Annotated in this window: 19 protein-coding genes; 8 read left to right on the forward strand and 11 right to left on the reverse strand. The window is 62.3% G+C overall.

Annotated elements, in window-relative coordinates; all coding sequences use genetic code 11:
* Positions 1-4: 4 nt before the first annotated feature.
* Positions 5-616 (forward strand): cysteine hydrolase family protein, encoded by a 612-nt coding sequence (locus HV753_RS11430; protein WP_175174546.1) that lies wholly within the window; start codon positions 5-7, stop codon positions 614-616.
* A gap of 25 nt (positions 617-641) precedes the next feature.
* Here HV753_RS11430 and HV753_RS11435 read toward each other — a convergent pair whose 3' ends face one another.
* The 4 genes from HV753_RS11435 to HV753_RS11450 all read right to left on the reverse strand — a co-directional run bounded on the left by HV753_RS11435 (position 642) and on the right by HV753_RS11450 (position 3,226).
* The gene (locus tag HV753_RS11435; protein ID WP_175174547.1) at positions 642-1,148 is read right to left on the reverse strand and encodes a hypothetical protein; all 507 of its coding nucleotides are present in this window, start codon (positions 1,146-1,148) and stop codon (positions 642-644) included.
* A 99-nt stretch (positions 1,149-1,247) separates the two neighbouring features.
* The gene (locus HV753_RS11440; RefSeq protein ID WP_246288232.1) at positions 1,248-1,835 is read right to left on the reverse strand and encodes a hypothetical protein; all 588 of its coding nucleotides are present in this window, start codon (positions 1,833-1,835) and stop codon (positions 1,248-1,250) included.
* 224 nt (positions 1,836-2,059) lie between these two features.
* Positions 2,060-2,548: a nucleoside deaminase gene (locus HV753_RS11445; protein ID WP_175174549.1), complete on the reverse strand. Its 489-nt coding sequence runs from the start codon at positions 2,546-2,548 to the stop codon at positions 2,060-2,062.
* 81 nt (positions 2,549-2,629) lie between these two features.
* The gene (locus tag HV753_RS11450) at positions 2,630-3,226 is read right to left on the reverse strand and encodes a BPSL1445 family SYLF domain-containing lipoprotein (RefSeq protein WP_175174550.1); all 597 of its coding nucleotides are present in this window, start codon (positions 3,224-3,226) and stop codon (positions 2,630-2,632) included.
* A gap of 144 nt (positions 3,227-3,370) precedes the next feature.
* Between HV753_RS11450 and HV753_RS11455 the strand changes: the two genes are divergently transcribed.
* The gene (locus tag HV753_RS11455) at positions 3,371-3,649 is read left to right on the forward strand and encodes a zinc ribbon domain-containing protein (protein WP_175174551.1); all 279 of its coding nucleotides are present in this window, start codon (positions 3,371-3,373) and stop codon (positions 3,647-3,649) included.
* Between the two features lie 51 nt (positions 3,650-3,700).
* Here HV753_RS11455 and HV753_RS11460 read toward each other — a convergent pair whose 3' ends face one another.
* From HV753_RS11460 to HV753_RS11470, 3 genes are read right to left on the reverse strand one after another with little or no spacing between them, the layout of a single operon-like run.
* Positions 3,701-4,510, reverse strand: coding sequence for a DUF7822 domain-containing protein (locus HV753_RS11460; RefSeq protein ID WP_175174552.1), 810 nt, complete (start codon positions 4,508-4,510; stop codon positions 3,701-3,703).
* A 41-nt stretch (positions 4,511-4,551) separates the two neighbouring features.
* Positions 4,552-5,484: a 2-hydroxyacid dehydrogenase gene (locus HV753_RS11465; protein WP_175174553.1), complete on the reverse strand. Its 933-nt coding sequence runs from the start codon at positions 5,482-5,484 to the stop codon at positions 4,552-4,554.
* A 56-nt stretch (positions 5,485-5,540) separates the two neighbouring features.
* Positions 5,541-6,422: a LysR family transcriptional regulator gene (locus HV753_RS11470; RefSeq protein ID WP_175174554.1), complete on the reverse strand. Its 882-nt coding sequence runs from the start codon at positions 6,420-6,422 to the stop codon at positions 5,541-5,543.
* 111 nt (positions 6,423-6,533) lie between these two features.
* Here HV753_RS11470 and HV753_RS11475 point away from each other — a divergent pair, with 111 nt between their 5' ends.
* The 3 genes from HV753_RS11475 (at position 6,534) to HV753_RS11485 (ending at position 9,197) form a co-directional block, all read left to right on the forward strand.
* Positions 6,534-7,562 carry an NADP-dependent oxidoreductase gene (locus HV753_RS11475; protein WP_175174555.1) on the forward strand — a complete coding sequence of 343 codons (1,029 nt, stop codon included), beginning with the start codon at positions 6,534-6,536 and terminating at the stop codon, positions 7,560-7,562.
* 153 nt (positions 7,563-7,715) lie between these two features.
* Positions 7,716-8,357 carry a glutathione S-transferase family protein gene (locus HV753_RS11480; RefSeq protein ID WP_175174556.1) on the forward strand — a complete coding sequence of 214 codons (642 nt, stop codon included), beginning with the start codon at positions 7,716-7,718 and terminating at the stop codon, positions 8,355-8,357.
* Between the two features lie 69 nt (positions 8,358-8,426).
* A complete protein-coding gene (locus HV753_RS11485; RefSeq protein WP_175174557.1) occupies positions 8,427-9,197 on the forward strand; it encodes a hypothetical protein in 771 nt (256 codons plus the stop codon).
* Between the two features lie 11 nt (positions 9,198-9,208).
* Here the strand turns inward: HV753_RS11485 and HV753_RS11490 are convergent, their stop codons facing one another.
* Positions 9,209-9,631, reverse strand: a complete 423-nt coding sequence (locus HV753_RS11490; RefSeq protein ID WP_175174558.1) for a hypothetical protein — start codon at positions 9,629-9,631, stop codon at positions 9,209-9,211.
* 171 nt (positions 9,632-9,802) lie between these two features.
* On the opposite strand from HV753_RS11490, the gene HV753_RS11495 reads away from it, so the two are divergent.
* A complete protein-coding gene (locus HV753_RS11495; RefSeq protein WP_175174559.1) occupies positions 9,803-11,716 on the forward strand; it encodes a B12-binding domain-containing radical SAM protein in 1,914 nt (637 codons plus the stop codon).
* A 74-nt stretch (positions 11,717-11,790) separates the two neighbouring features.
* Positions 11,791-12,936 carry an alpha-hydroxy acid oxidase gene (locus tag HV753_RS11500; RefSeq protein ID WP_175174560.1) on the forward strand — a complete coding sequence of 382 codons (1,146 nt, stop codon included), beginning with the start codon at positions 11,791-11,793 and terminating at the stop codon, positions 12,934-12,936.
* Between the two features lie 28 nt (positions 12,937-12,964).
* Here HV753_RS11500 and HV753_RS11505 read toward each other — a convergent pair whose 3' ends face one another.
* Positions 12,965-13,198, reverse strand: coding sequence for a hypothetical protein (locus HV753_RS11505; protein ID WP_175174561.1), 234 nt, complete (start codon positions 13,196-13,198; stop codon positions 12,965-12,967).
* 141 nt (positions 13,199-13,339) lie between these two features.
* Here HV753_RS11505 and HV753_RS11510 point away from each other — a divergent pair, with 141 nt between their 5' ends.
* Entirely contained in the window at positions 13,340-13,723 is a 384-nt protein-coding gene (locus tag HV753_RS11510) for a hypothetical protein (protein WP_175174562.1), read from the forward strand.
* 547 nt (positions 13,724-14,270) lie between these two features.
* Here HV753_RS11510 and HV753_RS11515 read toward each other — a convergent pair.
* Complete coding sequence (locus tag HV753_RS11515) at positions 14,271-17,264, reverse strand: autotransporter outer membrane beta-barrel domain-containing protein (RefSeq protein ID WP_175174563.1); 2,994 nt, start codon at positions 17,262-17,264, stop codon at positions 14,271-14,273.
* Positions 17,265-18,028: 764 nt separating this feature from the next.
* Positions 18,029-18,694, reverse strand: coding sequence for a hypothetical protein (locus HV753_RS11520; RefSeq protein ID WP_246288233.1), 666 nt, complete (start codon positions 18,692-18,694; stop codon positions 18,029-18,031).
* Positions 18,695-18,704 lie beyond the last annotated feature (10 nt).

Genomic DNA, 18,704 nt, shown 5'->3' on the forward strand with positions numbered 1-18,704 from the left:
CCCCGTGAACCATCCCACTATCCGCACCCTGGCTGGCGCTGCCGCTCCGGCGTCCATCGATGCGTCCAGCACCGCGCTGCTGGTGATCGATTTTCAGAACGAATACTTCAACGGCAAGCTGCCGATCCCTGCTGGCAAGACGGCGCTGGGCAATGCGCAGCGCCTGATCGCGCACGCTGACAAGGCGGGCATACCCGTTTTCCACATCCAGCACGTCACGCCCGCAGGCAGCCCGGTTTTCGCCGACCAGAGCCCCTCCGGTGAATTCCACGCCGAATTGCAGCCGCAGGCGCATCACCACGTCGTGCGCAAGTCCTCGGTCAGCGTGTTTCCCACCACGGACCTGGATCAGCAACTGAAAGCGGGCGGCGTCAAGACACTGGTGATCTCTGGCCTGATGACGCATGCCTGCGTGGCCGGCGCGGCGCGCGATGCGGTGCCCTTGGGATACGGCGTGATCGTGGCCGAGGACGCCTGCGCCACCCGGGACCTGGACCGCGCCGATGGCAGCGTGGTTGGCCATGACAGCCTGCATCGCGCGGCCTTGGCCAGCATCGATGACACGTTCGGGGATGTCTTGACCACCGAGCAGGTGTTGAAGCTGCCCGTGGTGTGAGGCCAGGGTGCTGCGGCGGGCGGGATCAGCCGAGCGGCGATCCCGTTGCTACTTGCTTGGGGTTCTTGCGGATCAGGATAATGCCGGCAATCGTCAGCACCAGACCGCCGCCCATATAGGGCAGCCCAAAAATCAGCACCCAGAAAAACAAGGCGGTATTCGTGTCACTGGCTGCCCGTGCACCCACGGTGGCTGCGTCATGCGCGGCGGGATCCATCAGCAGCAGGTTGGCCGGGATCGTCAGCAGCAGCGAAATCCCAAGCAACGTGCAACCCCAGCCGACCAGGCGGCGCATATTGGGAATGCGGACCAGCGCCGCGGTAACCGCAACCGTGATCAGCAAGGAAATAATCCCGCCCACCATCTGCATGGTGTCAACGGTGGCGGAATCCGAGGGGGTGTAGGCACCCGTCTGCGGCGCATTCAGCCCAAACGCGATGATCAACAACGGATTGAATACGCTGAAGGCGGTTCTACCGACCAACAGGCCAAATGCAATGCTGGAAAGCCATTTGATCGCGGTAGGGGGCATCGGAAGTCCGGGCTGTGGTGGGGCGCTGGGCAAACTTACTGTTGGCGAAGCGATCCCGCGCCGAGCAACCGGCGCGGCGTGGTGCTTAATGCGTGGTGCTTAATAATAGATATCCACGTAATCGGTCAGGCCGTTGCATTGCTCCATCTTTTGCAGGCGCCAGTATTTGCGCTTGCCGGTCGCACGGAACTCGTAGTCACCCGTGCGCTCGCAGCGTCGGCCTTTATCGGGGGCGTCCAGGATCAGGATCGTGCCACGGAAGATAAACCGGTCGCTGTCGATCGAGACGATTTCGCCATTGATTTTCAGCGTGCCCTCGAAGTTGGCCTGAGTGCCGTCGATGCGCACGACGTCATTGGTATCTTTTGCGCTCAGTTGGCCACGTTGCGCCGACCAGAGCCATTGCAGGCTGATGCCACTGTTATTCAACAGGCGTTCGTAGGCAGCCTGGCTCTTGATATCGGTCTTTTGCACCGGCGCCAAGGCGCCGGCCGGAGCCGAGGTTGCGGCAGCCGGTGCTGCGGCAGCCGGCGCTGCGGCAGGGGCTTGTTGACTCTGTTGTGCTGGTGCCCGCGCAGGAAGTTCAGGCGACGCGGTGCCATGCGCTCGCGTGGGTGCCGATTGCGCCATGGCGGGCGACGACGCCACCAACGCTGCGCTTAGCGCCAGAAGCAAAAGGGTGGGCATTCGTTTTTTTCTAATGGCGACCGCCGATCCAACGCCGGTGTATTCGTGCATGGTGTTCCCTGGGTATTCGCTTGGGCGCATAAATTAGCATGCGCATCGCTACTAATAATTGCCGGTTTTCGGTCTTATGTATCTATTAGTTAACCGAGGGGGTGCGGGCCGGGTCAGGGGATTATGCAGAAAATCGGCAGCCATTGCCCGAACCCGATTCAGCCTTTGCGGGTTCAGGCTTGGGTGCGGTTCTTGACGTTCTCTTGGTGCAGCGCGCGCACCTGTTCGGCGAATTCCGGCACCGGCCCGTCGACCTCAATGCCGTCAACCACGTCACCAATCGCCAGTGGCCGCACGCGAGAGGGCGGCACGCCCCATTCCCGCATCCACTGCGAATACTGCGCGGACGAGCTGGCATAGACGATCCGGCCCAGACCCACCCATCCATGCGCGGCCGAACACATCGGGCAATGTTCTCCCGAGGTATAGACGGTGCAGGATGCGCGTTCGGAGGCTGGCACGTGGTTGGCGGCCCAACGGGCAATCTCAAATTCGGGATGTTGGGTGTGGTCGCCGCCGGCCACGTGGTTATGGTCTTCAAACAGCACCTGGCCATTGGCGGACACCAGAATCGAACCAAAAGGCTCATCGCCTGATGCCAGCGCTTGCTTGGCCAGTGCCACGCACCGCGCAAGGTGCTTCTTGTCTTGTTCGTCAATCACTTGGAGGGCTCCTGGTCATGAACTGCGGCGCAGGGTTGCAGGGCCCGCCGATCAGCGGGCCGTTGTCCATCAGGGAAGGGGTTACAGCAGCAACGGTGAAATCTTGCTGCCGTCCACGGACACGCCGGCCATCAAGCCGCCGTTGTTCATCACAAACCCTACGATGGGCTGTTGGACGGTATTGGAATCAATGTTGCCATTGGCTCCCAGGTTTGCCACGGCGACGGTGGCATCAGCGCCGATCGTCCAGCCGCTGCTGGCGCGGAACTTGGCCAAGGCGTCATCCGTCATGAACAATACCACCATGGCTTTGGACTGCGCGCCAGCCTGCAAGCCGATCGAACCCCCGGTGATGCTGTAGTACCCGGTGTCCTGGCCGTTGATCCGCAGCGCGCCCGTTCCATGCTGCGCGCCCACGATGAAGCTGGCGCTTAGCACCGCCGGAAACACCAGGACGCCACGAGCCCGCGCCACCAACTGTTTGGACTGCGGTGCGGCCTCGTACAGCTTGGACAAGGTGGCGGTCGTGGCGGCATTCAGTTCCTGCCGCTTTTCAGCCGCCGTGGGCGACGCTTGTGGACCGTTCATGGTGCAACCCGCAAGGAAAACGCTGCTGGCTACACCTAGCGTCAACGCGGCGACGCCAGTTCTACGCAATTTCGAAAAAGTGTTAAGCATGTACGCATCCTTTGGGTGGCAAACGACTGAATCGCGTCAGGCATGACGCTACGTCAAAGATTACTCCCGACGGCCATGCGGTTGCGCGGGATTTTGTTCAAGCGGCCATAAAAACAGACGCTGCCATCGGTTTAACATCGCGCCATGCTCATCTACCTCATCATTCCCTGGATTGTGTTGGCCATGGTGGTCGGCGTCGCGGCGTCCGGCCGTGGCCGCAAAGGCTTCGGGTGGACGGTGCTGGCCTGCTTGATCAGCCCGATCGTGGCGGGGATTTTCCTGATGGTCATCGACGACCGTTCTCCGCATGCCAGGCAGCCGGTTCCGGCCACCCACGTTGACTGTCCCGAATGTGGCGAGCGCATTCTGCGGGATGCGCGCGTTTGCCGGTATTGCGGCGCGACGGTCCAGCAGGCGTATTGACGCGCTCTGACCCACGCGGTGATGAACCCGGGTTGAGCGGCCGATTGCCCGCTAGCGCTGCTGCGCCTCGAATTCGCTGCGGTTCATCAGGTCAAAGTACAGCGTGTCGTCCCACACCAGGCCTAGTGGGTATTCTGTCTCTTCCGTGTGCGTGCTGTCGCAATCGTTGTCCAGGCGCAAGCGGAAAAAAGCGTCGAACGGCGCCGCGCCGGACAGCCGCGTCGCCAACCTGAGTTGCCATGCGGCTTCTTCGATATTGGCCGGCAATGCATCCACGGCGGCGCCCGCTTGTATGCATCGTGCCATCTCCTGTTCCACGCAGGCCTTCAATTCGGCTTCTTCTGATTCGGACATGGTGTCCAGTTCGATGGTCTCAAGCAGCAGATAGGTGTCGCGGTGGGTCTCAAGAAACGTGATGGTCTCATCAAGATTGGCCAGCAGCTCGTCCGTAGGCGCACTTGACGGCGTTGTTGACGGCTGTGGCGATTCTTTTTGGGACGCGAAGACAAGCTTCAAGCGGTTCAGGAAGGATGCCGGCTGCGGCGTGTTGGCAGGCGGTGGCTCGGCATCCGGCAGCAGCGCCGTGGTGGCCCGCACGATCTCTGCAAAACGCTTGACGCGCTCCAGGCCGGTATCGAAGTGGCTGCTGATGGCATACAGCCGCGTCTTCTGCTCTGGCTCGTCGATGTCGAATCCATCGGACACCAGCGACGCGCACAACTGCGGATCGCCCGACATCAGCAGCCGGTACATGAAGGGCACATAGTAGGGCCATTCCGACAAGCCGGAAATCGTTTCGGGCCGGTCTGCATAGGACGTGGGCCGATTGCTTAAGCTGTACAGATACGAACGATTGGCCATGGATAGCGAGCGCCCTAAAAAAAGTGATTGTCGGGGGCTGACTACAGGGGCGTGACCGCGCCGCGTCCCGAGAAATGTCCGTCAACGTTGTCCAGGAAAATCGTGAACTGCGCGCCGATTGCCTCGGGCGACCAACCTGCCAGGTGCGGCGTCAAGATCACGTTATCCAGGCCAATCAGTTCGGCCGGCGGTTCGGGTTCGCTTTCGTAGACGTCAATGCCGGCGCCCGCAATGGTGCCGGACGCCAAGGCAGTAGCCAGCGCCTGCGTATCGACGATGCTGCCTCGGCCCACGTTGACCAGAAAACCCTCGGCGCCCAGCGCTTGCAGGGCGGTGGCGTTCACCAGATGATGCGTCGACGCGCCGCCGGGCGCGGCGCATACCAACACGTCGCTCCATTCGGCCAGCGCCAGCAGGCTGTCGAAATACTGATGCGGCGAACCGGGCTTCGGATTACGGTTGTGGTAGCCGATAGGCATCCGGAAAGCGCTTGCGCGGATGGCGATTTTTTCGCCGATGGTGCCCATCCCCAAGATGCCCAGACGCTTGCCCGAGACGTTGGGAGGCACGGCGATCTTCGTGCGCCACACGCCGTCGCGGCACAACTGGTCCAGCTTGCGGAAGTTGCGCATGGACGAAATCACCAGCCCCATCGCGTGGTCGGCCACGCACTCGTCGTTGGCGCCGCGTCCGTTGGTCACGACAATGCCGCGCGCTCGGGCGGCGTCAACGTCCACGTTCTCGTATCCGGCGCCCATGCAGGACACCAATTGAAGGGCCGGCATGGATGCGATCTCGGCACCGGTCAGCCCAATCGTGCCGATGGTCAACGCGGCCTGAAAGCGCGCTCCGTGCGTAGCGATGGCCGCCTGTCGTTCGTCGGGCGTCGGCGCGTAGGTGACGTCATAGCGTTGTTTCAGCGTGTCCAGATTGGCGGGGACGAGCGGGCAAAGAACCAGCAGCGATAGCTTCATGTCTATTGTCAAAAGTGGGTGGAATCGGGCAGGGAAAAACTATAGGCCTATTCCGTTCACCTGTCCTGCCAGGCAGGCGCCGTCCAGCCGCGCAGGCTTTCCCTTAACAGCGACACGGCGGCGCGGCCGCTTTCGTTCAGCCGTTTTGATGCATATAGGCCAAACTGCGCGCTCAGCGGCGTGGCGCCATCAGGGCCGATCGAGATCACGCGCATGGTGTCGGGCCGCACGCATTCGGTCGTCAGCACCGCCACACCCAAGCCGTTTTCGACGGCGGCAATGGTGGCCCCTACGTTGTGGCTGGTCAGCGACACCCGGAAATCGCGTCCCGCCGCAGTCAGTGCATCGAACACCAGTCGGCGCCAGGAACAGGGCTCGGCGTACACGATCACATCCAGCGGCAGGTCCGGGGCGGGCGTGTCATCGATGCCGCATACCCAGTGCAGGTTGACCGACCACGTTTCGACGGGCTCATCGACAAAAGCGGCGCACACGCCAATGGCGATATCCAGCGAACCTTCCTGCCAGCGCGACGCCAGCCGTTCGCCGTCGTCCACCACGATCTCCAGATGCAGTTGGGGGCAGGATCGGCGCAGCCGGCCCAGCGCCGCTGGCAATGCCGCCACCGCAACATCTTCCGACAGCCCGATGCGGACGCTGCCCGCCACGGCGCGTTCGCGCAGCCGCGCTGCCGCTGCCTCGCCCAATGCCAGGATGCGGTTGGCGTAGCTCAGCAGCAGTTCGCCTTCGGTGGTGGGTGACATGCCACGGCCCGTGCGGTGCAGCAGCCGCTTGCCCACCATCTCTTCCAACCGTCGTATCTGTGTGCTTAACGCCGACTGCGCGCGGCCGGCTTGGTCCGCCGCCCGGCTCAAGCTGCCGTGGCGGCAAACGGCAACAAAGGTGCGCAGCAGAGCGGGGTCGAAATCGCCAGACATTATCAATCCGTTAAGTCTGAATTATGGGATATCAGTCTACCTTTATCTCTTGAGGGTGCCTAGGATGAAGACGTCGCTAATCGGCTGACCTTGATCACGGAGATTTTCCCCATGTCGGATACCCAAAACCTGCGCGTCATACTGGCTTCCCGCCCCGTAGGCCGCCCCAAACCCAGTGATTTCCGTATCGAACAGGCACCTGTCCCCACGCCCGGAGACGGCCAGGTGTTGCTGGAAGTCCTGTATCTGTCGCTGGACCCCTATATGCGCTGGCGCATCAGCGCCGCCAAGTCTTACGCGCCGCCGATCGACATCGGCGACGTGATCGTGGGCGGTACGGTTGCCCGAGTCAAAACATCCCGCCATCCGGAATGGCGTGAAGGCGATATCGTGCTGTCCGATGCCGGCTGGCAGCAGTACGCCCTGTCGGATGGCACCGGCCTGCGCCGGCTTGACCCTGCCATCGCGCCGCCGTCCACCGCATTGGGCGTGCTGGGCATGCCGGGCATGACTGCCTACGCGGGGTTGCTCAATATTGGCCAGCCCAAGCCCGGCGAAACCGTTGTGGTCGCCGCCGCCAGCGGGGCGGTTGGCTCGGTCGTGGGCCAGATCGCCCGACTCAAAGGCGCACGCGCCGTGGGCATTGCCGGTGGTCCGGAAAAGTGCGCCTTCGTAAAAAACGAACTGGGCTTTGATGCGGTCGTGGATCACCAAGCGCCTGATTTCGCTCAGAAATTGGCGGAAGCTTGCCCGGACGGCATCGACGTCTACTTCGAGAACGTCAGCGGCCATGTGTGGGACGCGGTGGTCCCGTTGCTGAACGATTTTGCCCGCGTGCCGGTGTGCGGGTTGATCGCCAACTACAACGACGGCCCCGCCACCTCAAGCGGCCCTGATCGGCTGCCGGCCACCATGCGCGAGATCCTGGCCAAGAGCATCACGCTGCGCGGATTCATTGTGTATGAGTTCATGGAGGCGCAGCAGGACGCCTTCCTGCGCGAGGCAGGGCAGTGGATCAAGGAAGGGAAGCTGCGCTGGCGCGAAGACGTGGTTGACGGGTTGGAGCAAGCGCCTGATGCGTTCATCGGCCTGCTGGAAGGGCGCAACTTCGGCAAGCTGGTGGTGCGGCTGGCAAAGTAAACGCGGGGTGCCGGGCCTTCAGACGGGTCGGGCACCCACGTTCAGATGTTCATACATTCAAACGTTCATACGGCAGACAGCCAGGCAAGCTAGAGTAGCGATATCGCCAACAGGGCGTATTCAACACATCGCCTTCAACTCATGGGAATCGTCATGCTGACCGTGCATCACCTGGGCAAATCGCAATCCGAACGCATCGTCTGGCTGTGCGAAGAGCTTGCCATTCCCTATGAACTGAAAGTCTATGACCGTGACCCCGTCACTCGCTTGGCGCCGCCGGAATACAAAGCCCTGCACCCGCTGGGCGCCGCACCGATCATCGACGATGGCGGTACGGTGCTGGCGGAATCCACAGCCATCGTCGACTACCTCCTGGCGAAGTATGGCAAGGGCCGCCTGGTGGCCGCGCCGGATGACGCGAACTTCGCGGACTATCTCTATTGGTTCCACTTCGCCAATGGCTCGCTGCAACCTGCGCTGATGCGCAACATGGTGCTCAGCCGGGTCAATGTGCCTGCCGACCATGCCATGGTGCAGTTCGCGGATGCACGGCGTCAGTTGGCGTTGGGATTGATGGACAAGCGCTTGGGGCAAGTGGACTTCCTGGCGGGCAATGCGCTGACCGCCGCCGACATTGTTGTCGTGTTCTCGCTGACGACGATGCGATTGTTCTATCCGTATGACCTGTCGGCCTACCCGAACATCCTTGCCTACTTGCAGCGCATTGGCGCACGCGAGGCGTATGCCCGCGCCATGAAGAAAGGCGATCCGGACATGGCGCCGATGCTGACTTGAACCGTTGCGAAGATTGAGCAATGCCATTGCTGGCTATACTTGCCGGCGATTTCATCGCAAACCTTATTCATGACGCTTCCTCATCCCCCTCGGTCATCGGCCAGCCTTGAAGGTTATTGGTTTGATTGCCTCGATCCGTCCATTGCGCTGGATCGGTCAGGGAATGAGGTCCGGTTGCCCAAGGCTGCGCCGCCGTGGCTGGTGGTGGATCAATCCATTGCCTCCATCACGATCGGCAGCCGCTGGCCGGGTCAACTGTGGCGCGTGCGCGTCCAGACGCTGGGCGATATGTCCGGCCTGGTCGCGCAGCCGGGCTATTGGCGGGCGCAAGCCATTGAGCTATTGGAAGCCATCCCGCTGTCGACCCTGTTTGGCCCCCAAGGCGAAGCGGTGATGGACATCATCACGCGGGTCGACACGCTGACGCGCGTTGAAGCGCAAGCGCTTGAGGCGAACCTGCACCCCAGCGCATGGACGGCCTATAGCCGGGCATGGATGCGATGGTCCACGGCACGCGGCGAAACGCGGCAGATGGAAGAAGAGGAATGGCGGGGCACGCTAGCCGCCTCCACGGGCAGCGACAAGCAACACTCGCCCATTCAGTCCGGTTTCCTGCTGATTCACAGTCTACTGCGGCAGCGGGCCGATGCCATCGACGGCGACAATGCCTTCACGCGAATCGAAGAAGATGGCGAAATCGAGATCGTATTGAAGCCGCTGTGGCGCAATGCATGCGATGCCATCCTGTTTGCCGCGATGGCGCGGGGCGCACCGCAATGCGTGTCCCCGGACGACGCGGCGGTACTGACCCGGGCCTGGGGGCGCGTCTTCAAATCCTGATGGGGTGCCGGCTATTGGCCCACCCGTGGTCCTTTCCGGCTCGACGTCTTGGGCCTGGGCGCCACGCCCATGCGCGGATCGCGGGCTAGCGCAAGCGCGGCAATCCGGGCGGCGGTCGTCTCAAAGGCCTCGTCCGTCTGCGGCAGATACAGCCACTTTCCCAGCACAGGGTGAGGCTGCAAGCTGGGAATCTCGGCCGTCAGCGCCGCATGCCGATCTTTTGACGTGCACACCAGCAAGCCGCTCCAAGGATCCTCCCGGTCGGCCACCACCAAGTACAAGAATCCATCCAGGTATGCCGCATCCGCGCCGAACATGCGTCGGTGCATGTAGTTCGCGTCTTGCTCCAACGGGTCAACAATCCAAAGCAGCGAGCTAACGCGGGTCGCTAGCTGCTTTTTGGGCGGAGCAAAGGGGTCTGGCGGTCGGCGCATGGGGCGGTCGTTTCGTGGCTGGCATGGGCTAGCCGCCAGTGTAGCGGCCCCCTCTGACCCGGCCTCCAGCCGGTTACATTTTCCCGCCTTGGCGGGTTCGGCGGAATCCAGCACTCCCCACTGCCTATAATTCCCCTAATCCCCGCTTTGACGGCAGTCCTGCCGTGCCTCATGTCTACCTTGCCTTTGCGCGTGCTGTCCGTCATCCCGCCGATGACGCAGCTCAACACCCCTTATCCGTCCACCGCCTATCTGACCGGTTTCTTGCGGTCGCGCGGCGTCACGTCGTTCCAGGAAGACCTGGCGCTTGCCCTGGTCCTGCGCTTGCTCTCTGCCGACGGCCTGCGCGCCGTGGCGGATCAGATTGCCGCCTTGCCGCTTGAAAAGCACACGCCTGCGATCCAGGCGTTCGTGGCGATGCAGCCGCGCTACCTATCCACGATCGGCCCGGCAATTGCCTTCCTGCAAGGCCGCGACTCCACCTTGGCGCACCGAATCGTGGGCAGGAACTTTCTGCCCGAAGGACCGCGTTTCAGCTCGCTGGACGTGTACATGGACGAAGACGGCGGCGACCCGCTGGGTTGGGCGTTCGGCGCCTTGGGCCTGCAAGACCGCGCCAAGCATCTGGCCACCCTGTATCTGAACGATCTGGCCGACGTGCTGCGGGACGCCATCGACCCGCGCTTTGAATTCGTGCGCTATGCCGAATCGCTGGCGGGCAGCCAGCCCACCTTCGACCCTTTGGCGCAAGCCCTGGCGGCGCCGATGAATCTGGTGGACGACACGCTGCGCGACCTGACGATGGAAGCGCTGACGCGCCACACGCCGACGATGGTGCTGTTGTCGGTGCCGTTTCCCGGCGCCGTCTATGCGGCCTTCCGTATTGCCCAGGCCATCAAGGCGCAAGACCCCAGCATCATCACTGTGTTGGGCGGCGGATTCGTCAATACCGAATTGCGCGAACTGAAAGACCCGCGCGTCTTCGATTACTTCGACTATGTGTCGCTGGATGCGGGCGAACGCCCCTTGCTGGCGCTGTTGGAACACGTGCAGGGCAAGCGTTCCCGCCAACGCCTGGTGCGCACCTTCCTGCGCGACGGCGATACCGGCGCCGTGCGGTACATCAACATGGTCGAACCCGATGTTGCGTTCGCCGAAGTGGGCACCCCAACGTGGGACGGCCTGCCGTTGGATCGCTATCTGTCGCTGTTGGACATGCTGAACCCCATGCACCGTTTATGGAGCGACGGCCGCTGGAACAAGCTGACCGTGGCGCACGGCTGCTACTGGAAGAAATGCAGTTTCTGCGACGTCAGCCTGGACTATATCGGCCGCTACGAAGGCGCATCCGCCACGGTGTTGGCCGACCGCATTGAAGCCATCGTCCGTGAAACCGGGCAAACCGGTTTCCACTTTGTCGACGAAGCCGCGCCGCCCAAATCGCTGAAGGCACTGGCGAATGAACTGATCGAGCGCAACGCCGGGATATCGTGGTGGGGCAATATCCGGTTTGAGAAAACCTTCAGCCCCGAACTTTGCGAACTGTTGGCCGACAGCGGCTGTATCGCCGTGTCGGGCGGGTTGGAAGTGGCATCGGATCGGCTGCTGAACCTGATGAAGAAAGGCGTTTCGGTCGACCAGGTGGCGCGGGTGACGCGCGCCTTCACCGACGCCGGCATTCTGGTGCACGCCTACCTGATGTACGGCTTTCCCACCCAAACCGTGCAAGACACCGTGGACGCGCTGGAATACGTGCGCCAACTGTTTGAGAACGGATGCATTCAAAGCGGTTTCTTCCACCGGTTCGCCTGTACGGTGCATTCCCCGGTCGGGAAGAATCCCGAAGAATATGGCGTGACGTTGCAGCCGCTGCCTGAAGTGACGTTCGCGAAGAACGATATTGGCTTTCACGACCCCACGGGGGTGGATCATGACGCCTTGGGCCGCGCGCTGAAAAAGGCAATTTATAACTACATGCACGGCATTGGTCTGGAAGAGGATGTGCGGACGTGGTTTCCGTTTAAAGTGCCGAAGACAACCGTGTCCAGGAATCGGATCAGCCGGGCGTTAAGCCAGCAGGGGTAGCTGGCGCTACGCCAGCCCGTCGGGCAAAAGTCGCAGTGCAGTCTTGTACGTGTAGCGTTGATAAAGGTCTTCCGATGCGTCTGAACCAGTGCCAGAATTTCCACGACTTTCGCCGCATGGCACGTCAGCGGCTGCCCGGCCCCATCTTCAATTACATCGACGGCGCGGCCGACGATGAAACGACCTATCGTCGCAACACCGAAGCCTTCGAGGCCTGCGACCTGGTGCCCGACGTGCTGCGCGGCGTCGAAAACGTGGACATGTCGGTCACCGTCATGGGCCAGAAACTGGCGCTGCCCGTCTACTGTTCCCCGACGGCCTTGCAACGCTTGTTCCATCACGACGGCGAACGCGCCGTGGCCGCCGCCGCCGGCAAGTTCGGCACGATGTTTGGCGTGTCATCGCTGGGCACCGTCAGCCTGGAAGAAGCCCGCAAGATCAGCGGCGGCCCCCAGGTCTACCAGTTCTATTTCCACAAAGACCGCGGCCTGAACCGCGACATGATGGCCCGCGCCAAAGCGGCCGGCGTCCAGGTCATGATGCTGACCGTGGACAGCATCACGGGCGGCAACCGCGAACGCGACAAGCGCACCGGCTTCGCCATCCCGTTCCGCCTTAACCTGGCCGGCATCGCCCAGTTCGCCGCCAAGCCAGCCTGGGCCATCAACTACGTTACGCACGAACGCTTCAGGCTGCCGCAACTGGACGGCCACGTCGACATGGGCGGTGGCGCCATGTCCATCAGCCGCTACTTCACCGACATGCTGGACCCCGCCATGTCCTGGGACGACGTCGCCGCCATGGTGCGCGAATGGGGCGGCCAGTTCTGCCTGAAAGGCATCATGTCCGTCGAAGACGCCAAACGGGCAGTGGACATCGGCTGCACCGGCATCGTGCTGTCCAACCACGGCGGGCGTCAGCTGGATGGCTCGCGCAGCGCGTTCGACCAACTGGCGGAAATCGTTGACGCCGTGGGCGACCGGATCGACGTGATGATGGACGGCGGCGTGCAGCGTGGCACGCAAGTCTTGAAAGCGCTGGCCCTGGGAGCGAAAGCGGTGGGGCTGGGCAGGTATTACCTGTTCCCACTTGCCGCTGCGGGGCGGCCGGGCGTGGAACGGGCGCTGGAGTTGATGCGCGTGGAAATCGAACGCGCGATGAAACTGATGGGCTGCAAAACGGTGGCGGAATTGGGCCGGCGGCAATTGCGGTTTCGGTGAAGCCATTCACCGGCTTCCGGCTTCCGGCTCAACAATAAGGACCCGCGATCCCCAAGCTCTGCGGATCGTCGGACTTTCTCCAATCCGGCTTGGCCATGTAAAGCGACGACTCCTGCCGTCCCACTTCCACCGCTTGGCCGCAGCAAGGCGTCGTGGTCGTGAAGCAATAGCCGGGCCGCGCGTCCACATCCATCAGCGCATGGCGGGCATCGGCCAGGAAACCGGCAAGGTCGTGATTGCAGTAAAGGCAGCGGGTGTTCATTGATCGTCCTAAATCTTGCCTTGTCGCCTTATGCCCGTGCAGCTATTCATCAATGGTGCCATCCGCTGAACAGGGCGCTGCACGGTATTATGGAGCCGAATTGTTCACGGGTCGGCGGTCAGGCTGCCACAAGGTTGTTCAATGAAAAAAAGCATACCGCTTCTACTTCTGTCATCCGTCCTGCTGACGGCATGCGGTCCCAACAAGATCATTGCCGATCTTCCATCTCCCAGCGGGAAATATCACGTGGAAGTCCGCAAATGCCCACAGCGCGGATCCTTGACTTGGGACGAGCAGACGCAGGTCTCTGTGCTTGAAGCTGGCGCCTCGGAGAAGTGCAATGCGTTCATCTTGGCGCTGACGCAGTTCCAGTCATATTCGCCCGACGATCAATTGCGGCTGGAATGGGTTTCCGACACGGAACTCAGGGCGTCACATCCTGCATTCGCTTCCAACGCTGCGCCCGTGGCCGCGACGTCTCAGCCCAACAACCCGGTGAAAATCATTTTCTCTTCGGATAAGTGATTTCGGGTTTTCACGGCCTGGCTTGAGACGGGCATCCGCTATTTATCGACCGACCGCATATCGCAGGTGGTCTCCGCAGAGGCGCATATTCCGCGGAATCCAGCAGAAGCCATTCACCATCGCATGCGACGATGCCCCGCAACGTGGCTCTTTCGGTAAGCCCAGTCGTCTTTCAGATCCAGTAATCGTTCGCTGCCTGCATCCGGGCGCGCGTATCTCCGCGCCGATTGAATGCCACCTGCGCATCCCCCGCCTTGATCTGCTCGGGGATTTATAAATGCTGCCGTGCCGTCAACGGGCGTGAGCCTGGGCTTCGCGTCAATCTGAAGGTCTGTTAGGGGCGAGTGAGAACGTGGGCGGATGTCGAAAGGCGCGCGTAGGCTGCGCGTGTAACGACCTGACAAGCCGCTGTGCATATCAACTGCGAATCTGTTGAACCTGAGCAAATCCGAGCGCCGCGTACCGGTGCCGGTCTGGATGTCACAGGGCTTGCGGAGGGGCCCCTGATTGGCGCCGCCGCGCGTGCTCGGTCGAGGCGGGTTGTGCCCTAGAACGCCAGTTTCAGCCCAACCTTGCCATTGAAGCTTTGGCCGTCGCCTTTGAGGCTGATCTCCGATCCCGCGCTTGCATACACGGAAAGGTTGCGCTTGACCCCGACGTCGGCCCCCACATTCAGCTGGACGGACATGCCCTTCATATCGGATCGGAACGGAACATAGCCATTCTGCGCGGAGAACTGCGTGGTCGGATTCGTCAAGAACTCATTGACCAGGCTTGCGCGCAGCCAGGTCGTGGCAACGCGCTTGCCGCCCTGGCCGGGTTCCAGTTCCACCGTGCGGGCCAGGCGAACGCCGACGCGGCCTCTCAGGCTGTCGACATCACTGAATCGGATCTTGGCGGCCCCGTCGTTGGCATCATTGAGGTTGATGTTCTGGAAGACGAGCTGCGCCTGCGGTTCGATCACCCATTCCTCATTCAGGCGCACGGGATAGCCGCTTTCCAGCGAGGTCGCGAAGCCGAAACCACGGGTGTGCAGATTCAGGCCCGCGGGCGAACGGCCGTTGTCTACGTCGTAACGGGTGCCTTGAATGACCGCGTCGATGTACCAGCCTTCTTTGCCAATATGCGTCCAATAACTGCCCAGCGTCACGCCGTCCATCGCCGCCTGGCCCGCCGCGCGGCCGTCCAGGTGGTCGACGTCGGCGGTGGCGCGTCCGAACGCGGCATAAATGCCGGCGTGGTCCATGCTGCCGTTTGCATTGGTCCGCCGGTAGACGTCCACGCCAGACTGCAAGCCATAGATCTTGTAGTCGAAATCCGGGCCTCTTGAACCCAGGATGCCAGCGTTGCTGCCATTGCGCTCGCCCGTGACACCGATCAGGCGGCCCCAAACGCGGGCGTTGCCGCCCATGTCGGCAGACGGGTGCTGGAAGCGCTCTTCGCCGATGCGCTCATGCAGCGAGTCCAGAAAGGTCGATCCATAGCGCAATGCTAGCTCCGGAGTCGCCACCGCCGTCGACACCTCGGGCCGATAGTTCGGCGGCGCGGGCGGGCTAGGAGGAACAGGCGGGCCGGGGGGATTGGGCGGCGGTTCTGGGTTCTTGCAGGCGGGGTTGTTCGGCGCCGCCGCGCAGTCCACGGTCGAGCGCAGGTACCAACTCTGCTGCCCGCTAGTGTCCACGCTGGATCGGTAAAGCGTATAGGCGTAGGGGCCTGCGGCGACATAGCCGCCAGGATTGCCCAGCGTGAACGCGCCCATAGGTGTGGTGGCGCCATTGACCGCCTCGACGAGCAGAATACCGTTGCCCAAGGTCACCGCGCCGGCCCCGCCGGCATTGCTGACGATCAGCGACGAGGCGCCAGACACCATGCCGCCATTGACCACAAGCCGGTCCGATGGCGAGCCGTCCGCGCCAAGATAGGTGTTCATGGCGATAGTGCCGCCCTGGCCGACGTAGGTGGGTGTGGTCAGGGTCGCGCCGGGAGGGGTGCCTGTGCCCATATTGATCAGGCCGGCATTGTGTACCGCGCCCACGCTCTGGCTGTAGCCGCTAAGGTCTAGCGTACCGGCGGTTGCCACATTCACTGCTGAGTTCGGACTGAACGTGGACGCGGTGCCCGCCCGCAGTACCCCGGCGCTGATGTGGGTGGCCCCGCTGTAGGTGTGTTGCGCGGTGAAAACCGTAGTGCCCGTTCCGTTCTGATTGACCGAGCCCAGGCCGGATATCAGCCCCGCGAACGCCAAGGTGTCGGAGCGATTAAACGTCAGCGCGCCATTATTCACCACGTCGCCCACGATGGCGCCCGTGGCGCCGCCATTGCCCAGCTGCAAGGTGCCCGCCGAGATCGTGGTACCGCCCGTGTAAGTGTTGTCGGCCGTCAGCACTGTGGTGCCAGCGCCGATCTGGTTGACCTTGCCGCTGCCTGAGATTAGGCCGGCGAACGGCAACGTATCGGAGCGGTTGAACGTCAGTACGCCATGGTTCGTCACATTGCCCACGATGGCGCCCGTGGCGCCGCCGTTGCCCAATTGCAGGGTGCCCCCCGCGATCGTGGTGCCGCCCGTATAGGTGTTGTTGGCCGTCAGCACCGTGGTGCCGCTATAGATATTGACTTTGCCCGCGCCCGAGATCCCGTACCCAAACACATAACCGCCGCTGTTGTCGGTGTGATTAAGAACTAGCGATCCGGTCGTGCCTAACGTCACGGTGGGGGAAGGGCCAGTCAGGGCGAGCGTGCCTGGCGCCACGGCGACGGCCAATGCCGCCGCGCCGATATTGATCACGCCCTGCGAACCGCTGCCCACACCCGCCCGTACACTTGCCGCGCTGACGGTGGCGTTGTTCGAAATGGTCAATGCGCCGGCGCCCAGATTGCCCACCGTGAGTAGGCCGGCATTGGTCCATGATGAACTGGCCCCGTCGACGGTGACCGCGCCAGTCGAGCCCGCGCCCGAACCTATCGTTCCAAGTGCGCTGGATACTGCGCCGGCATTCGCGATGTTCAGCCTGCCGTTGCCGGAAGCGCCCACGGTGAGTTCACCGCTGCTATTCCACTGCGACCCGGCGCCGTTGACGGTCACCACGCCAACGCCGGTGGCGTCATAGCCGATCTGGGCAAGCGAGTTCGACACGATGGCCTGGTCGCTGATCTGCAACGTGCCGCTGCCCGTTTGGCCGACACGCATGAATCCCGTGCTGTTCAACTGCGACCCTATTCCGCTGACCGTCACGGTGCCCGTGCTATTGGCCGCTACGCCGAGATACGTGTTTGTCAAGCTGGTGACGTGGCCTCCATTGGCAATGCCCAGCGTGCCCTTGCCAGAAAACCCGACCGATAATCCTGCTGAATTTGTCCATTGTGCTGCGGCGCCGTTGACGGTCACGTTGCCCGTGCCGCTGGCCTGGCGGCCGACGAAACCGGAGCCGTTCGACACAACGCCGCCGGCTCCGATTTGCAGCGTGCCGGTGCTTGTGTTGCCGACAGTCAGAGCACCGGCGCCGATATTCCAAGGCGAACTCTGCGTGCCAGGAACCGTCACGATCGATCCGCCATCGATCGTTTGAGCAAAAGAGGGGCAAGCCCCCAACGCAATTAACGATGCGCTGGATAGCCTGCACAGCAACCGGACTTCATAGGGTGACAAGGGCTGCATCGTCTCTACTCACTGAAAGGAATTTAGTGAAGTTGATCGTCTGCGCGGATGCCTGCCAGCTTGGATATTGCCGATGACTTGGGCAATGCTAAGCATAAGCCTGTTTATCGCTGTTGCTACAACGACAAATGTTGCCAGATGCACGACGCGCAGAGAGATATGACCCTGTTATTCCAACAGGCGTCTTAAATGCGCAGGAGGGTAGGCCAGTCGGTCAGGGAACCGATGTGATCGCGAGCAGAGGGATAAACTGGGCGGCGTCCAGACCACGGCACGCGGACAGGATGGCGCGGTCGTGGTTTGAGCCGGGAAGGGAGGGGGACGAGCAGGCGTCGCGCATGGCGGGTCGAATCGGCAATTAAAAAACAAAGCCTCAGAAGTTCATCGCCATGGCAGAGCGGCCAGGGCCTCCGGATTAAGCACATGGCGGGACATGGACGTACGAGGATTTTGCAGGGGAGGCTGAGCTCAGATTAATGCCGAAAAATTCGGGCGCTATTGACGCAGATCAATGGCCCTATACGCCGCTCCGGATTTTGCCTCTTCGGAGGAAAAGCGTCGTATTTCAGCGGCTTTGGTAGCTTGGCACCGTATTTCGGCGCCCTGTGGGACGCGCGGGTTTGGCTAGCGCCGACCGCCCTGCGGACCCGCTATTTGTCGACCGACCGCATATCGCAGGTGGTCTCGGAAGATGCGCAAATGCCACGAAACCACGCTCGACCCCGTGTGCGGTCCTTGGGTGCAAGCGGCTCCCACTTCTCGCTATTGCGCATCTCGTAATCCAGCAGAAGCCATTCCCCATCGCACGCGACGATGCCCCGCAACGTGGCTCTTTCAGTAAGCCAGTCGTCTTTCAGATCGAGTAATCGTTCGCTGCCTGCATCCGGGCGCGCGTATCCCCGCGCCGATTGAATGCCCACCTGCGCATCCCCAGCCTCGATCCAGCCCACCCCCTGATACACCGGGCGCGGCTGACTGTGGTCGCCACCCGTCATCGCGTCGCTGGCGTTCTTGATCTTGAGCCACCCATCGCGCGCCTCGGTCACGTCGAAGGTGACGCTGTAGTAGTCGATGTCGGGATCAGGACCATCGCCGAGCGTCGTCGGCAGGTTGCCCACCACTTGAGCCTGGGCAGACGCCGCCGCGCGCACCGGAATCGCCGGTTTCGCGTTGGTCGTCCAGCCAGAGAAGTTGCACGTCGTGGGGCCTGCTGGGGCCCAGGCGGCGTTTGGCGCTGGCTGAGCGCTGAGCGCGGGCGGCAGGGCCAGCGTGGCCAGCACCAAGAAAATCCGTCGAACAATCATGGGTTGCATCATGTCGTTGATT

The organism is Achromobacter pestifer, from assembly GCF_902859625.1.
In the GTDB taxonomy this organism is placed as follows: domain Bacteria; phylum Pseudomonadota; class Gammaproteobacteria; order Burkholderiales; family Burkholderiaceae_B; genus Achromobacter; species Achromobacter pestifer.

Coding starts and splice junctions, on each gene's coding strand:
- HV753_RS11480 (WP_175174556.1), top strand. CDS start 7,716: ATGCTGACCGTGCATCACCTGGGCAAATCGCAATCCGAACGCATCGTC.
- HV753_RS11485 (WP_175174557.1), top strand. CDS start 8,427: ATGACGCTTCCTCATCCCCCTCGGTCATCGGCCAGCCTTGAAGGTTAT.
- HV753_RS11490 (WP_175174558.1), bottom strand. CDS start 9,631: ATGCGCCGACCGCCAGACCCCTTTGCTCCGCCCAAAAAGCAGCTAGCG.
- HV753_RS11435 (WP_175174547.1), bottom strand. CDS start 1,148: ATGCCCCCTACCGCGATCAAATGGCTTTCCAGCATTGCATTTGGCCTG.
- HV753_RS11465 (WP_175174553.1), bottom strand. CDS start 5,484: ATGAAGCTATCGCTGCTGGTTCTTTGCCCGCTCGTCCCCGCCAATCTG.
- HV753_RS11500 (WP_175174560.1), top strand. CDS start 11,791: ATGCGTCTGAACCAGTGCCAGAATTTCCACGACTTTCGCCGCATGGCA.
- HV753_RS11460 (WP_175174552.1), bottom strand. CDS start 4,510: ATGGCCAATCGTTCGTATCTGTACAGCTTAAGCAATCGGCCCACGTCC.
- HV753_RS11450 (WP_175174550.1), bottom strand. CDS start 3,226: ATGCTTAACACTTTTTCGAAATTGCGTAGAACTGGCGTCGCCGCGTTG.
- HV753_RS11505 (WP_175174561.1), bottom strand. CDS start 13,198: ATGAACACCCGCTGCCTTTACTGCAATCACGACCTTGCCGGTTTCCTG.
- HV753_RS11440 (WP_246288232.1), bottom strand. CDS start 1,835: ATGCCCACCCTTTTGCTTCTGGCGCTAAGCGCAGCGTTGGTGGCGTCG.
- HV753_RS11455 (WP_175174551.1), top strand. CDS start 3,371: ATGCTCATCTACCTCATCATTCCCTGGATTGTGTTGGCCATGGTGGTC.
- HV753_RS11520 (WP_246288233.1), bottom strand. CDS start 18,694: ATGATGCAACCCATGATTGTTCGACGGATTTTCTTGGTGCTGGCCACG.
- HV753_RS11470 (WP_175174554.1), bottom strand. CDS start 6,422: ATGTCTGGCGATTTCGACCCCGCTCTGCTGCGCACCTTTGTTGCCGTT.
- HV753_RS11475 (WP_175174555.1), top strand. CDS start 6,534: ATGTCGGATACCCAAAACCTGCGCGTCATACTGGCTTCCCGCCCCGTA.
- HV753_RS11495 (WP_175174559.1), top strand. CDS start 9,803: ATGTCTACCTTGCCTTTGCGCGTGCTGTCCGTCATCCCGCCGATGACG.
- HV753_RS11510 (WP_175174562.1), top strand. CDS start 13,340: ATGAAAAAAAGCATACCGCTTCTACTTCTGTCATCCGTCCTGCTGACG.